We start from the raw sequence: 14,866 nt of genomic DNA, 5'->3' as shown, positions 1-14,866 counted from the left end.
AAATAAAAAAACGCTCTGCTCGGGCTGCGCTGCTGCTGCTCCCATCCTTGCTGTACGCATCCGGCCCTCCTCCTCACTTCTGCAGCTCCTGCTCGATTCGCTGATTCGCACGCTCCTCCGCTTGCCTGAGCGCGGAATTTACGTCCGTCTTGCCTGCGAAGACGTCACGAAACGACTGGTCGATGGCAGCGTTTACAAAAATGTTGTATTTGCTGTACACCGGAAGCTTGGCCGGACGGCTTTTAAAGATGCCTTGAATATTTTTCCCTTTGACATAAGGAATGTCCGCGGCGTACTGCTGCTTGATCTCGGCGTTATGGATCGCCGGGTATTTGCCCTGCTTCGATGCCAGAAGCTGAATTTCGTCGGAGACGGCGAATTGGATGACCTGGAAAGCCTGCTCCTTGTGCGGGCTTGAATCCGAGATGAAAAACTGATGGACATCCAGCTCGAACGACGTATCGGGCGCTTCGTTAAAGCTTGGCGTTTGCACGACGTCCCAATCCAGGCCGCTGCTCTCCGCCTCCGCCAGCTGGGCGATCATGGCATTCGTAAAGCCGGGCGCCATCGCCAGCGTCTGTTCTTTGAAGAACGGGTTCAACACGTTGTTCGGCCCCAAACTCGCCGGCTTGTTCCCAGGGATGTCGTAGATCGACATCGCCAGCTGAAACACACGCTTCCATGCATCGGACACCATGGCCCGGTTCGTCTTCGGATCGATCACATCAATCGAGAGCTGCGTTGCGAAGCTGCGGATCGTATTATTGTTGTAAACCTCAAGCCCCCGGTATGGTGTGGTGCCGTCCGTTTGGGTTAATCGCCGGCCGATCGAGATCGCATCGTCCCATGTCATGCCGTCTTTCGGGTAAGGAACCCCGAACCGGTCGAATATGCCTTTATTGTACCAGAGCGCAAACGAATTTTGTGTAAAAGGAATCGCGTTGATCTGCCCCGGGTTGCTTAAGCCTTTGATCGTCTCCATGATGAGCGGATCGAACCGGGACGCATCCATGTTGAACTTCTTCATCAGCGGCGTCATATCGGCGGTTACTTTCAATTCCTCCGTATAGTTGCTGAGATGGCCAAGATGACCGTATAAAAGATCCGGAATCGTGCCGGCCGTAACGAGATCGACCAAGGTTTGGCCTTGCGTCGGCCGCATCGGCTGCAATGTCATATGCGGGTATTTTTTCTTCAGCGGCTCTTCGATGAATGCTTCGAATTCGGTATCGGTCAGTCCCGGCACCGCAATCAATACGGACAGCGTGACAGGCGCCGTGCTGATCTCCGGCACACGGTCAAGTTCCGTAGTCGTCCTGCCGCTTCCTTCCGATTGGCACCCGGCCGCAAGCCATACGGCGGTGGCGATGCACCATGCCTTAGCCATTCTTGTTTGATGGATCAAGAGCTTTCCCTCCCGTTTGATTCGTTATTCCGTCCTGGAGCACGGAACAGAAGATAAGGTTTTAACGGTAAAGTCGCAGAAGCTGCCTCGCCCGGCCCGATCGGACCGGGTCAAATCCATATTTGATTCATTTCCTGTGCACGCCCCCTCTTTCGTCTTTGGATATGCGTTACTTTAACGTTAAAGTAAGTATAAAATACATAGAGTACATTTGCAACCCTTTGCAGCTGGTTTTACAGCCGGTTGTGAGCCAAGAACCCCAAACACAAATCGCCCGGCGCTGCGATGAAGGCCAGCGTGCGGGCGATGATTTCCATGTTTTAATAGACTTTACAGGCCGTTCGGTTATTTGCGCTTCATTTCGCGCAGCGTGCGCATTACGTCATTGCCGCCCCGCCCGAAATAATCGTGAAGCTTGCGGTACTCCGCATACAAACGGTCGTACGCCGCGACATGAGCCGGAATCGGCTTATACGTCTCTTCCTTGAGGCGCGCCATATGCGAAGCGGCTTCAGGGACGGAATCGTATCCCCCTTCGGCCGCTCCCGCCGCCACCGCGCCGTAGATCGCAGAGCCGAGCGCCGGCGTTTGCGAGGAAGCGGCAATGCGGATTTCGCGGCCCGTGACATCCGCATAAATCTGCATCAGCATCCGGTTGCGCTGCGGCAGCCCGCCGCAGGCCACGAGCTCGGTAACTTGAATTCCGCCATCCTGGAAGGCGTCAATAATACGGCGCGTGCCGAAGGCCGTCGCTTCGATCAAGGCGCGGTATATTTCCTCCGGCTTCGTCTGCAGCGTAAGACCGACGATGAGCCCGCTCAAATCCGAATCGTCGAGTACGGAACGGTTGCCGTTCCACCAGTCGAGCGCCAGCAGGCCGTTCTCGCCCGGCTCGAAACCCGCCGCGCGGCGTTCCAGCCACTCGTGCACGCTGATGCCCTCCGCCGCCGCTTCTTCCCGCACGTAGGCCGGAACGGCTCTATCTACATACCAGGCAAAAATATCGCCGACGGCAGGCTGTCCCGCTTCATAGCCGTAGAAGCCCGGCACGATACCGTCCGCCACGACGCCGCAAATGCCTTCGACGAGCAGCTCCTCGTCGCTAAGCAGCAGATGGCACGTGGAGGTGCCCATCGCCATGACCAGCCGGCCCGGGGTGACGACGCCGCATCCCGGCACGCCCGCATGGGCGTCCACGATGCCGGCGGCGACCGCAATGCCCGGCCGCAGTCCCATGCGCTCCGCCATCTCTGCGGTGAGCCGGCCGACCTTCGTGCCGAGCGGCACGATCGTTCCGCGCAGCTTCGTCTCGAATACATCGGCAAGACCCGGGTCCAGCTCGGCGAAGAACGAACCGGCCGGATAGCCGTCCTCCTTGTGCCACAGCGCCTTGTATCCGGCTGCGCAACTGCTGCGCACGAATTCGCCGGTCATCATGAACGGCACCCAATCGGCCGCTTCCATGAACCGGTCCGCCCGCGCGTAGAGCTCCGGCGCTTCGCGCAGCACTTGCCACAGCTTCGGCAGCATCCACTCGGACGACAGCTTGCCCCCGTAGCGGGCGAGAAACGTCTGCCCCGCGCGCGCCGCATGGGCGTTGATCGCATCTGCCTCCTCCTGGGCGGCATGATGCTTCCACAGCTTCACCCAGCTGTGCGGATCGCCGGCAAGCGCCGGGTCGAAGCACAGCGGCATGCCCTGCGCATCGACCGGCAGTATCGTGCAGGAGGTGAAATCGACGCCGATGCCGACAACATCGGCCGGATCGATGCCCGAGCGGCGGATCACTTCGGGAACCGAGCGGTACAGCACGTCAAGGTAGTCCTGCGGATGCTGCAGCGCCCACTCGTGCCCGAGCTTCGTTCCCGAGCCTGGCAGCTTCTCCGTCATTACCCCGTGCGCGTACGGTGTCACGTGAACCGCTATTTCTTCACCGGTCGATATATCGGCAAGCAGCGCTCTGCCCGACTCCGTTCCGTAATCGATACCGATCGCATATTTCGTAGAACCCATACCGAATAACATCCTTTCTATTTATACAAAGGTCCAAAATTATCGCAAGCCCGGAAATCGGCACCCGTAGCGTCCGACGCGCCGAAGGCGGCCCAAGCGCTCGGCCGGAACAGCCGGTCCTCGGCGACATTGTGCATGCATACCGGAATGCGCAGCATCGACGCCAGGGTGATCAGATCCGCTCCGATGTGCCCGTAGCTGACGGCGCTATGGTTCGAGCCCCAGTTGTTCATCACCGAATATACGTCCTTGAATGCGCCGGTTCCCGTCAAATTCGGAACGAACCAGGTCGTCGGCCAGGTCGGGTTGCTCCGCTGGTCGAGCTTATCATGAACGTCGTCGGGCAGCTCTACGGTATACCCTTCCGCCAGCTGCAGCACCGGACCGAGCCCTTGAATGACATTGATGCGGGCCATCGTCACCGGCATGCCGCCGCGCGTCGTAAAGTCGGTGGAGAAGCCGCCCCCGCGGAAGAAGTCAACGGCCGGACACCACTGCGTCGCTTCGAGGCTCTTCCGGACTTCCTCTTCGGTGATATCCCAGAACGGCTTCATCGCCGGAGCGCCGTCCACCGTCTGCTGTCCCGCTCCGTCGAGCGCGGCCGGACCGGAATTGATCAAATGGATGACGCCCTGCGCCGCGCGTCCTTCCAGCGTGTGGCCGGTCACCCGCTTGACTGCGTCCGGGCTCCAGAACGTGCGCACATCGGCGAATATTTGTGCCGCATCCGTCAGCAAGTGTCCCAGCAGCATCGTCACGGCGTTCAGCGTGTCATTCTCCGTGGAGAGCATGAACGGCTCGCGAATGCCGTTCCAATCGTAGGAGCTGGTCAAGATCGCCTCCATGAAATCGCCGTTCGGGAAAAAGTCCGTCCATGCCCGCTGCCCTTGGAAGCCTGCTGCAATCGCGTTGTGGCCGAGCGCTTCTTCCCCGTAGCCGATCTCGCCGAGCTTCGGATTGCCGATCATGAGATCGCGCGCGATAAGCGCCATCTTGACGACCGTTTCCCAGTCGCCGTCCTTCTGTTCGCGCGTTCTTTGCAAATGAGGCGGATTGACGTCGGCCCCCTCCTTGCAATGCTCCTTCGTCCAGGCGAGTGCGCGCGCGTATTCGTCTTTATCATAGATGCCCAGCTCCATGCGCCGCACGAATTCCGACATATCGACATACTCGTTGCGCATGCCGAGATAACGCTGGAAGAACGATTCGTCGGCGATGCAGCCGGCAATGCCCATCGATACGTTGCCCATCGATAAGTACGACTTGCCGCGCATCGTCGCGACGGCGAGGCCGGCTTTGGCGAATTGCAGCAGCTTCGCCTGCACATCCTCGGGAATCGTCGTATCCCCCATATCCTGCACATCGCGGCCGTAAATACTGAAGGCCGGCAGCCCCTTCTGGTTATGAGCCGCCAGCGCGGCGGCAAGGTAGACGGCTCCCGGCCGCTCCGTGCCGTTGAAGCCCCAGATCGCCTTGGGCATATGCGGATCGGTGTCGATCGTCTCCGTCGGGTAGCACCATGACGGAGTAACCGAGAGACTGACGCCGACCCCTTCGCGGGCGAACTTCTCCGCGGTTTGCGCAGCCTCGGCCACGCCGCCGATGCACGTATCGGCGATCACGCATTCGACCGGCAAACCGTTCGAATGGCGCAGCTTCTCGCTGAGCAGTCTGGCGACGGCCCGGGCCATCTCCATCGTGACCTCCTCCAGCGACTCGCGGATGCCGCCTCTGCGGCCGTCGATAATGGGGCGAATGCCGATTTTCGGCAAGCTTCCTTGCAAGCGGTTAACACCTTGAACGGTTGTCATATGAGATCGACTCCTCACTTTGTGTAATCGTTTACGTAATCGTTTACACATACCGTATCATAAAACACTCCGACTGACAACACCTTTTTCCATTATTGAACCCGAAGCTTTGCCGGCCCGCAGCCTCGCCGCCGCGGGCATCAAAGCGTGCTCAGCTCGGGCATGAACACCATTCGCTGCGCGGGGGCTGTCTCCTGCCCCGTGTGCCGCAGCCGTTCCAGCAAAATCTCCCCGGCGCGAACGCCCATCTCGTAAGGCAACTGCTTGATATAATGCAGCTCCGGCTGCTTCAGCAGCATCGCCGCCTCCACCTCGCCGTACGAAGCGATCATGATGTCCGACGGCAGGCGCAGCCCTCTCCGGTTCAGCTCCAGCAGCAGACCGAACGTCATTTGGTTGTTGAACGAAACGACCGCCGTGGGACGCGCCTCGAGGCCGAGAAAATAACCGGCCGCCTCCGTCCCGCCCTGCACCGTGAACTTCCCGTTCACCACATAAGCCGGATCGACCGCAAAGCCGGCTTCGCCGAGTGCAGTTAAATAGCCTTCATACCGGTCCCGGCCGGTGCTGACATTCAGATTGCCGTTAATGACGCCGATTCGTGTATGTCCGCTGCTCAGCAGCTTGCGGGTAAGCAGGTACGCCCCGTGCCGGTTATCCTCGGCGATCAGGTCCAGCTCCGCCGCCAGTCCGCTCCCGGCTTCGCGGTCAAGCAGCAGAACGGATACGCCGGAAGCGGCGATGCGGGCAATCGTCTCCTCGTTGCCGCCGGAGGTCGCGATCAATATGGCGTCGGCCCGCTTCTCATTCAGCAGCATGAGCAGCTCGCGCTCCTTCTCCGGCTGCTCATCCGAGCTGCAGAACAGCAGCTGGTACCCTTCCTCGCGGACCGTGTCCTCGATCCCCCGGGCGATCGACATGAAGAACGGATTGGAGATATCCGGGACGATAATGCCAAGCGAATGCGTCTTATCCTGCTTCAAGCTTCGGGCTACCGCATTCGGCCGGTAGTTAAGCTTCGCTACTGCCTCCTGCACTTTCGCTTTGACCTCGTCGCTGACGTAGCCGGTGCCGCTGAGCACCCTCGAGACCGTAGCCGTCGATACGCCCGCCTCAAAGGCCACTTGTTTAATGTTCGCTTTCATGTAAGGCCACCTTATGTAATCGTTTTCCTATTTCCTACCATACATTGCTTGCGCCGCGTCTGTCAACCGATCCCAGCCTGCGGGTCGGCGAAGCAAGCTCGCTTCATAAATATACGAAATAAAGACCAGCCCCGCTTAATACGGGCTGGCCCTCTTATTGGTATATCTACGTTTAGCACGAACGACCATCGAAAACATCCGGCGACGGCCATGATCAACACAACTGTTTTACAGCCACGCCTCGCACCGGTCCGCACACTGCTGCAGCTCCTGGAACAAGACGCCGGCGTGATAACCGTCGCACACGGCATGGTGAAGCTGTACCGATAATGGCAGCTGCACCCGGTCATTCTGCAAGACGTATTTACCTATCGTAAAGATCGGCAGCAAATACGTTCCATCCCCGTACACATTCAGATTAAATCCGGTGAAGCTGACCCAAGGGATGCACGAAACCGGGAAGCAGTTCGGCGGTTCGTTCGCTTTCGCGGCAAACTGCATGACCTCACCGTACATCTCCATATCGGCGAGATACCGCCGGTAGAACGCATCAAATTCCTCGCAGAACGGCGTCCAGACGGTGGAAAACGATTGGTTCTCCTGATGGAAAATCGTAAACGAAGGCGTCATCTCATCCCAATAGCCGAGCCTTCCTTCGGCGTCGAAGCAGGTGCGAAACTCGCGGTGACGGTTGACCACGGTCGCAATCATATGGATTACGGCCGGATACAGTTTCACGCCTCCGCTTTTCAGCGAAGCCAACAGCCTCGTGATGTCTACGTTCGCCGTCATGCTGTAAGTGCATCTGACATGGTTTAAGTAATGCTCGAAATAAGGCTTTCTATCCCACTGATTGACGTCGATATAATGAAACTTCATGATGGTCATCCTCCTAAAATGATCGCTTAGTATCGCTTTAGGAGGCTTGATCCACTGCTTTGACCATATCCTCATCCCTTTGTTTCTGTAAGCTGCGATCATCGGCCGCTTTCAAGCTAGATCGGCAAGTCCTCCAGCCGCTCCGTCACGATGCGGACCGTCCGGGCGTCCGGGAACGTAATGTCACCCGCGCGTCCGGCCCACGCGTTCGGATCGACTTCGCGGTAATACCCGGCCTCGAACACGAACGGGGGCCTCAGTCCGGTGAACGGCGGAATGTCGCCGCGGCGCTTCACGGCCACGGCCGCACCTTCGCGAATTCTGCGGCACGCTTCCGCGGAGTCCAGATGAACGGCCGATTCCAGTCCGGTCCCGTGCTTCGTCGCGACCGTCTCGATCTCGGGCACGAACATGGCCGCTTCTGCCGCCGCCTTGTCGTCCCCGGACAAGAAGATCGTTGGCACGCCCTGATAGCCGGCGGCAAGCGCCCGCGCCCCGAATTCCCCGATGAAGCATTCATTCAGCTTGTAATAATTGACGCTTCGCGAATTATACGTATGGCACAGCGGGGCAAATACCGTTCCCGCCATCGCATGCTGCCCGACGAACAACAGCGCGTCGAAGCCCTTTAGCTGGAATGCGCCCTTCGTTCTCGGCGGAAGATACGTGCAGGCTTGCAAGTCTTCCTCGCGGAGACCGCCCGAGCCGTGCCCGTCCCAGACGACGATCTCGGCATCCGGGTCGACCGACCGAATCCCTTCCATACACGCATTCACTTCTTTGGCCAGCTGCGTCATCGCCTCGGCTTTGTCTTCCAGACGGGTCGTGCGCGTCTGGGAGAAGCGTTCCACACCTGCCGGGCCTTCCAAATCGGTCAATATGAAATATTTCAACGTTCCTCACCCTTTGCCCTATATTCGGTCTTCGGGAATATCTCGCTGATGCTTCGATTGTACCACGAAACTTTTATGCGCTGATGAACAAAAAAGCCTCCTCCCACAGAAGGGAAACGGTGCGCTTCGTCGAATTATGTCTATTGGTAACCATCCAGCTTTTGTCGAACGAGTCTTATATATACACCGCTTCCAGCCGAGCTCGCATTTTGCAGACCAGGGTGAGAACATGATCAGCATATTGAAGGACTACTTGCTCAACATCTTTATTATATTTTCACCGCTCGTCGTATTCCCGTATATTTACAGATTCCAGTACACCAGGTATTACCGCGTCATTCTATGCTTTTTGTTCTCGATCTCCATTATCGTGACGATGTCGTTCTCCGTTTCCATCAACGGATTATCTCATGATTTCCGGGCCATCCCTTTAACCGTCGGCTCATTGTATGGGGGACCGCAAGTATCCATCGCGCTCTACGGCACTCTGATCTTGTACCGTCTGCTCCAGGGCAACGTGCACAGCCTGTACTACGTCCTTTCCATGGTACCGACATTCCTTTTATTCGTCTTTCTGTTTCGCCTGTACGCCAGGTTGTCGCTCACGCAAAAAATCGTTTGCGCCATTCTCGTCAGCGCCCTTGTTAAATTTTTCACCTTCTCGACGTATTTGATGATGCTGAACCAAACGTACCGGCTGACGGATAACCCGCTGATGGTGTTGAATTCGTATGTGCTGCAAAGCGTGATCATCGGCATGTATGTTTATCTCGTCGAGTTTTTGCAAAACTATTTCCGCATGCAGGAAGAAATGATCCGCAGCGAGCGGATGAAGCTCGTCAGCGAAATGGCCGCGTCGGTGGCGCATGAGATCCGTAATCCGCTGACAACGGTGCGTGGCTTCATTCAACTGCTGGGCGCAGGCGGCACATCGGCCGAGCGTAAACGCTATTACGAAAAAATATGCCTCGAAGAGCTGGACCGCGCGCAGCATATCATTACGGACTATTTGTCGCTGGCCAAGACCGAAGCCGAATCAATCGAAATGATTAACATAAACCAGGAGACGGACTATTTGGCCAATATTCTGTTAACCTACGCCAACTACAACAATGTCAAAATCGAAGTCAGGACAGCGGAAGAGCCGCTGTTCATCGTCGGAGACAAGCATAAGCTGCGGCAGGCGCTGATCAATATTGGCAAAAATGCGATTGAAGCGATGTCGAGCGACGGCGTGCTTTCGATTGACTTGCAGAAGCGCGGGCAGACGGTCGTATTGAAGATCAGCGATAACGGGGTCGGCATGACGCCCGAGCAGTTGAACCGGCTCGGCAGCCCGTACTTCTCGACGAAGGACAAAGGAACCGGGCTCGGCACGATGGTGTCATTCAGTATCATTAAGAAAATGGACGGCAAAATCGATATTCGAAGCCAGGTCGGCAAAGGGACGATATTCGAAATCAGCTTCCCCGAAGGAAACCAGGGCGTCTAAGGGCTCGCCGTTTTGCGAAATTGAAATTGCCTTCACGCGATCGCGTCTATCCGGAATCGCCCGCATTATAATGGAACGAAATGCTGCGGATCGCCGGATTGCCGGCGCTCTCCGTCACCTCGAGCATAGCCTCGCACCTTCGCGGCGGGCCGACGTATACTCGCCATAGGTCCGAACCATATTCCTTCCTTCATCGATGTTGATGGACAGCGGGATGGGGCGCCTGTCATGCCAAAGACAGTCGAACGCTCTACCCTATAAGCAGGCTGCTTGGCGAACAGCTTGACGCCTGCAACGCTGCCATGCGAACCCCCTTTTCCCACGAATCTCCTAATGAATTCACCGTCCCGTACCTCTACACTTTATCGCACTTTTGCCAATTCATGCCGATTGCCCGCAATCGCCCGATTATCGCCCCAAGTCGGTTTGACTGGACATTCGCGAAGTGCTACAATGCAAACATTCATTTGGTTTCACGCGAACGGAGGGTTCCTTTTGCACAGCGCTTCACATCACCGTCGACACTGGGTCGTTCTCGTATGGATCACCATTATTTTCTTCCTGTTCCCGCTCACTCCCCCCATATCGCAGCATTTCTCGTTCGAGGAGAGTGCACTGGGCCAGGCAGCCGATACCCCGGCGTTCATGCATGCGGAGCCCGTGCCGGCCAAGGTTTCAGTCTATGTGCAGAAGCCCGCGCCCCAGCAGCATGAATATGATATTAAACAATACTACTTATCGATATTCGTCGTTTTTATATATTTCTTGCATTCCAAAGCACGCGAAATGTTAAAAAGGCGAATGCTCGCGCCTCTGAAATTCACCTCGGTCTACGTGGTTTCCTGATCGCCATACTCCAAACCACAAATCCAGACTGAGTTGGAAAGAGGGAACCCCATGAACAGCAATGCCACCTTGCAAAACGAATTGACCCAGCACCAGAAGGTGACCCGGATCAAATTTTTACAGCGTACCTTCATTATGCTTGCCGGATCGCTCCTGTTCTCGGTCGGGCTGGAAATATTTCTTGTTCCCAACCGCATTATTGACGGCGGAATAACAGGGATATCTATTATTTTGTCTCATCTGCTCAACGTGCCGCTCGGCGTCTTTCTTGTCGTCCTGAACTTGCCGTTTTTGCTGATCGGCTACAAGCAGATCGGCAAAACGTTCGCGATCTCGACGTTGTTCTCCGTCGTCATCATGTCGATCGGCACATCAATGATGCATAAGGTGTCTCCCATCACAATCGATCCGCTGCTTGCAGCCGTGTTCGGCGGCATCATTCTCGGCATCGGCGTAGGCCTTGTCATCCGCGCGGGCGGCTCGCTCGACGGAACGGAAATCGTAGCGATCGTCTTCAGCAAGAAGTCGCCGTTCTCCGTAGGCGAAATCGTCATGTTCTTCAACTTCTTCATCCTGAGCAGCGCCGGTTTCGTATTCGGATGGGATCACGCTATGTACTCATTGATTGCCTACTACATTGCTTTTAAAATGATCGATATTACGATCGAAGGACTGGATCAGTCCAAATCGGTATGGATTATTAGCGACGAGCACGAAAAGATCGGCGATGCGATCACGTACCGGCTCGGCCGCGGCGTCACGTATTTGAACGGGGAAGGCGCCTTTACCGGAGACAATAAAAAAGTCATCTTCAGCGTCATTACGCGCCTCGAGGAAGCGAAGCTGAAATCGATCGTGGATGAGCTGGACCCCCGGGCGTTTCTGGCCATCGGCAATATCCATGACGTCAAAGGCGGAAGATTCAAGAAGAAAGACATTCATTAGCGGCCGCATGGCCTGCAGCAAAGCCCCTGATCGCCAGTTTAACGGCTTTCAAGGGGCTTTTTGCTGTGTCTCACTGTCCGGGTAGTCCGTAGCTCCCGAAAGAGCTCGACTGGCTCTTACGGCCGCACAGCGCGTTACGCGCTGCCCGCACCGACCGGTTCGCGGAACGATTCGGTCAGAAACTGCAGCAGCTCGCCTTCCCGGAGCGGATCTCCCGCGTGCCGGAACACACAAGGCCGGCCGTAGCTGTCCATCACTTTTTTGAGCGTATAGCCGTGCAGCGGATGATGGATCACCTGCGAGATCGGCGTATCCGCGGGAATCGGCACCGGCCCGAAGTCGATGTTGTACCAGGTGAACACCGGCGGCGCGTCCGGCGTCACGAAATGGATCGCAGACGCTTCATAGGACAGCTTGCGAATGTCGGGGTCCTCCAGCCGGTCGGGATGATCGATGCCGTAATACAGGCAAATGTTCGGCTGCAGCTTGTCCCCCAAGTAATGCTCCTTATAAAAATATTGATCCTTCGTCACTTGCCCGTCGAACGTAAGGATGGCCGACACGGCCGAGGACACCCGTTCGATCGGATCGTCCGAGGCGGGATTGGACAAATCGCCTTTCATTCCGTTCCACAAGACGATGTGCGCGCCGGCTGAGGAGCCGGATACTGCGATGCGGCCCGGATCGATATTCCACTCTTCGGCCATATGCCGCACGAACTGAATGATTCGCGTGCCGTCCTGCATCGGCGCGGGGAACGGGTCGGTCGTAATGAACCGGTAGTTGCCGGAGATGACGGTAATGCCCGCCTTCATACATACTTGAAATAACCCTCTGGACGTTACCGCACTCTTATCCCCGTTCACATAGCCGCCGCCGTGAAGAAAGATGACCGCCGGCGTCGCCGCCCCGGATGCGCTGTCCGCCAAGTACACGTCCAGCACATGGCGTTCGTGTTTTCCGTACCTGATATCGGTATACACGGTACTCAACGTAAGTCCTCCTTGATCAAATGTATCGTTATTCGCACATGCAAAATATGGAATCCTTACATACATTCACTATAAGAAGAATCATTTCCTGCCAAACGGCAAAAAACAATGTAAAGCCTTGTCCATGAACAAGCCGGACAGACGCTCTGGTTTATCCGTATTCTGCAGCAATCGTTAAAAACCATGAAACAATCGGAATGATTTTATTGACAATCATGAATAATACGGAATAGGATAATAGCAGATTACGGAAGATGATTCCGATTCCGGAGGATTGCTATGCTTGCTGAGGAACGCCGGCAATATATATTGGAGCTGCTGGAGACGGACCGCAGGGTTGTGGCCAAAGATTTGGCCGCGAAGTTCGGGCTGTCGATCGATTCCATTCGCCGTGACTTGACCATCATGGAAGAACAAGGACTGCTGCAAAAAACGTACGGAGGCGCCATCCCGCTTGCCCCGCCGCCGCAAGTACGCAAACTGGCTCAGCCCCCGTCGACCCGTTACGGGAGAGGTGCCCCGCATCAGAACGGCATATCCAAGCTGGCCGCTTCCTGGATTCAGGAGGGCGATACCGTCTTTATAGGCGGGGCCGGCATTCATTACGGCATGCTCAAATATTTGCCGGACGACATCCCGTACACCGTCGTCACGAATTCGCTCGCCATCGCGGAATCGATCCGAAATCGGCCGCGGGTGGAAGCCTATCTTGTCGGCGGCAAGCTGCGGGCTTCGTCCGACAACCTTACCGATACGATCGCCTTCGAAATGATCGGGAAGTTTCATTTTGACATCGGCTTCATTACCGGGGGCGGCATCTCCGCCAGTGGCGTCAGCACGGCGACGCCGGAAGGGGCAGCCTTCACCCGCGCGGTGGCCGAAGCGTCGCGGCGCACGATCTGTCTTGCCCCGCATGAGAAGCTCGGCGTGACCATGTTCGCAACGTCCGTCCCGCTTCAACGGATCGGGCTGATGATTACCGATCAGGGAGCGTCGGAGAAAGCGATACGCGAATTCGAAAGTCTGAACGTGAACGTGATTATTGCGGATGATGCGCATCCGAGCGAAGGAGCTGACCATGAAAGCGATTAAGGTAGAACGATCCTCTCCCCTGAACGGCCGCGTGAGCATCCCCGGCTCCAAGAACAGCTCGCTCGCGCTGCTGGCCGCCGCGTGTTTGGCGGATGAGCCGGTAACGCTGCTCGGCATACCCGATATTGCCGACCTGAGAACCATTAGCGACATCGGCCGCGACATCGGCCTCAAGGCCGAACGCGATGCCGCTGGCGCGGTGCACGTCGATCCGCGTCCGATTCATAGCACGGCGCTGGAGCCTGTGAAATCGTCTTCGTTTCGGACCGCCTATTATTTTATCGGCTCGCTGCTGGCCAAATTCGGTAAAATCTCCGTCGGTTATCCCGGCGGAGACGATTTCGTCCATCGGCCGATGGACCAGCATATTAAAGCGCTGCAAATGATGGGCGCGACGTTCCGCTTTTTCGACCGCCACTACACGGTGGAAGCGGCGCAGCTGCAGGGCGCAGCCATCTACTTCGACACGATCACGTGCGGCGCGACGATCAATGTCATGCTGGCCGCCGTCCGGGCGAAAGGCACGACGGTGCTGCGGAACGCGGCGCGCGATCCCGAAGTGACGGACACCGCCAATCTGCTCAATCAGATGGGCGCCAAAATCGCCGGAGCGGGCACCGATACGGTCCGCATCGAAGGCGTCACGGCGCTTCGCGGCTGCACGTATACCGTCATCCCGGACCGTCTGATCGCCGGCGCGTTTCTGATGGCGGCGGGCGTAGCCGGCGGCTCGGTTACGGTCGACGATGTCATCCCGGAGCATCTCTCCTCCTGCCTTGCCAAGCTGCGCGAGATCGGCCTCGACATTGAGACAGGCGACCATTCCATCACCGCGCATGCCACCGGCAAGCTGCGCGCGACGCGAGTGCGGACAGCGATGTACCCGGGCTTCGCCACCGACCTGCAGCAGCCGCTGACCGCACTGCTGACGCAAGCGCAGGGCAAAAGCATCATCGGCGAGCGCGTGTTCCCGGCCCGGTTCAACCACGCTTACCAGCTTATGCGGATGGGCGCGGATATTAAAGTGCGCTCCGGCGTAGCCTGCATCAAAGGGGGCCAGCCGCTGCGGGGCGCGCTCGTGCACGCCTCGGACATTCGGGCCGGCATTTGCCTCATTCTCGCCGGGCTTTGCGCGGAAGGCACGACGACGATCGCCGGCGTACAGCATATCGAGCGGGGATATGAAGACGTCATCGGTTCGTTCCGTTCGCTAGGCGCGACCCTCAGCCTGCATGACTTCGATGATTTCGGCGCCACCGGCGCTAATCTCAGGCAGAGCCAGTAATGGTAAAAAAACAGGCTTGCGTTAGCTGTATCCCCGGTTGTTGTCCAACCTTCCGCGGGTAGTGCAGC

Annotated in this window: 12 protein-coding genes; 5 read left to right on the top strand and 7 right to left on the bottom strand. The window is 57.2% G+C overall.

The genetic code is table 11. From position 1 onward, the window contains the following. Positions 1-73 precede the first annotated feature (73 nt). From KXG62_RS09145 to KXG62_RS09120, 6 genes are all read right to left on the bottom strand, one after another. Positions 74-1,405 carry an ABC transporter substrate-binding protein gene (locus KXG62_RS09145; RefSeq protein WP_218091643.1) on the bottom strand — a complete coding sequence of 444 codons (1,332 nt, stop codon included), beginning with the start codon at positions 1,403-1,405 and terminating at the stop codon, positions 74-76. Between the two features lie 345 nt (positions 1,406-1,750). After that, a complete protein-coding gene (locus KXG62_RS09140) occupies positions 1,751-3,418 on the bottom strand; it encodes a ribulokinase (RefSeq protein ID WP_218091642.1) in 1,668 nt (555 codons plus the stop codon). Positions 3,419-3,435: 17 nt separating this feature from the next. Continuing rightward, the gene (locus KXG62_RS09135; RefSeq protein ID WP_218091641.1) at positions 3,436-5,229 is read right to left on the bottom strand and encodes an L-fucose isomerase; all 1,794 of its coding nucleotides are present in this window, start codon (positions 5,227-5,229) and stop codon (positions 3,436-3,438) included. A gap of 140 nt (positions 5,230-5,369) precedes the next feature. Beyond that, positions 5,370-6,374: a LacI family DNA-binding transcriptional regulator gene (locus KXG62_RS09130; protein ID WP_218091640.1), complete on the bottom strand. Its 1,005-nt coding sequence runs from the start codon at positions 6,372-6,374 to the stop codon at positions 5,370-5,372. A 228-nt stretch (positions 6,375-6,602) separates the two neighbouring features. After that, positions 6,603-7,253, bottom strand: a complete 651-nt coding sequence (gene catA, locus KXG62_RS09125) for a type A chloramphenicol O-acetyltransferase (RefSeq protein ID WP_218091639.1) — start codon at positions 7,251-7,253, stop codon at positions 6,603-6,605. A gap of 116 nt (positions 7,254-7,369) precedes the next feature. Then, positions 7,370-8,146 carry a M55 family metallopeptidase gene (locus tag KXG62_RS09120; RefSeq protein ID WP_218091638.1) on the bottom strand — a complete coding sequence of 259 codons (777 nt, stop codon included), beginning with the start codon at positions 8,144-8,146 and terminating at the stop codon, positions 7,370-7,372. A gap of 229 nt (positions 8,147-8,375) precedes the next feature. Here KXG62_RS09120 and KXG62_RS09115 point away from each other — a divergent pair, with 229 nt between their 5' ends. The 3 genes from KXG62_RS09115 (at position 8,376) to KXG62_RS09105 (ending at position 11,429) form a co-directional block, all read left to right on the top strand. Further along, complete coding sequence (locus tag KXG62_RS09115; protein WP_218091637.1) at positions 8,376-9,638, top strand: ATP-binding protein; 1,263 nt, start codon at positions 8,376-8,378, stop codon at positions 9,636-9,638. Positions 9,639-10,133: 495 nt separating this feature from the next. Beyond that, the gene (locus KXG62_RS09110; protein ID WP_218091636.1) at positions 10,134-10,484 is read left to right on the top strand and encodes a hypothetical protein; all 351 of its coding nucleotides are present in this window, start codon (positions 10,134-10,136) and stop codon (positions 10,482-10,484) included. A gap of 135 nt (positions 10,485-10,619) precedes the next feature. Beyond that, positions 10,620-11,429: a YitT family protein gene (locus KXG62_RS09105; RefSeq protein WP_425517339.1), complete on the top strand. Its 810-nt coding sequence runs from the start codon at positions 10,620-10,622 to the stop codon at positions 11,427-11,429. Positions 11,430-11,563: 134 nt separating this feature from the next. Here the strand turns inward: KXG62_RS09105 and KXG62_RS09100 are convergent, their stop codons facing one another. Next, complete coding sequence (locus KXG62_RS09100) at positions 11,564-12,412, bottom strand: alpha/beta hydrolase (protein ID WP_246627375.1); 849 nt, start codon at positions 12,410-12,412, stop codon at positions 11,564-11,566. A gap of 288 nt (positions 12,413-12,700) precedes the next feature. On the opposite strand from KXG62_RS09100, the gene KXG62_RS09095 reads away from it, so the two are divergent. Both KXG62_RS09095 and murA read left to right on the top strand, forming a co-directional pair. Continuing rightward, positions 12,701-13,513, top strand: a complete 813-nt coding sequence (locus tag KXG62_RS09095) for a DeoR/GlpR family DNA-binding transcription regulator (protein ID WP_218091633.1) — start codon at positions 12,701-12,703, stop codon at positions 13,511-13,513. Beyond that, positions 13,500-14,798, top strand: a complete 1,299-nt coding sequence (murA, locus tag KXG62_RS09090) for a UDP-N-acetylglucosamine 1-carboxyvinyltransferase (protein ID WP_218091632.1) — start codon at positions 13,500-13,502, stop codon at positions 14,796-14,798. Before KXG62_RS09095 ends, murA begins: the two co-directional genes overlap by 14 nt. The last annotated feature ends 68 nt before the right edge of the window (positions 14,799-14,866 follow it).

It is taken from the genome of Paenibacillus solanacearum (genome assembly GCF_910593845.1).
GTDB lineage: Bacteria > Bacillota > Bacilli > Paenibacillales > NBRC-103111 > Paenibacillus_G > Paenibacillus_G solanacearum.
The sequence above is the reverse complement of the archived record's forward strand: the minus strand, read 5'-3'. Positions and strand labels throughout refer to the sequence as shown.

Coding starts and splice junctions, on each gene's coding strand:
- KXG62_RS09140 (WP_218091642.1), bottom strand. CDS start 3,418: ATGGGTTCTACGAAATATGCGATCGGTATCGATTACGGAACGGAGTCG.
- KXG62_RS09135 (WP_218091641.1), bottom strand. CDS start 5,229: ATGACAACCGTTCAAGGTGTTAACCGCTTGCAAGGAAGCTTGCCGAAA.
- KXG62_RS09130 (WP_218091640.1), bottom strand. CDS start 6,374: ATGAAAGCGAACATTAAACAAGTGGCCTTTGAGGCGGGCGTATCGACG.
- catA (WP_218091639.1), bottom strand. CDS start 7,253: ATGAAGTTTCATTATATCGACGTCAATCAGTGGGATAGAAAGCCTTAT.
- KXG62_RS09115 (WP_218091637.1), top strand. CDS start 8,376: ATGATCAGCATATTGAAGGACTACTTGCTCAACATCTTTATTATATTT.
- KXG62_RS09105 (WP_425517339.1), top strand. CDS start 10,620: ATGCTTGCCGGATCGCTCCTGTTCTCGGTCGGGCTGGAAATATTTCTT.
- KXG62_RS09095 (WP_218091633.1), top strand. CDS start 12,701: ATGCTTGCTGAGGAACGCCGGCAATATATATTGGAGCTGCTGGAGACG.
- murA (WP_218091632.1), top strand. CDS start 13,500: ATGAAAGCGATTAAGGTAGAACGATCCTCTCCCCTGAACGGCCGCGTG.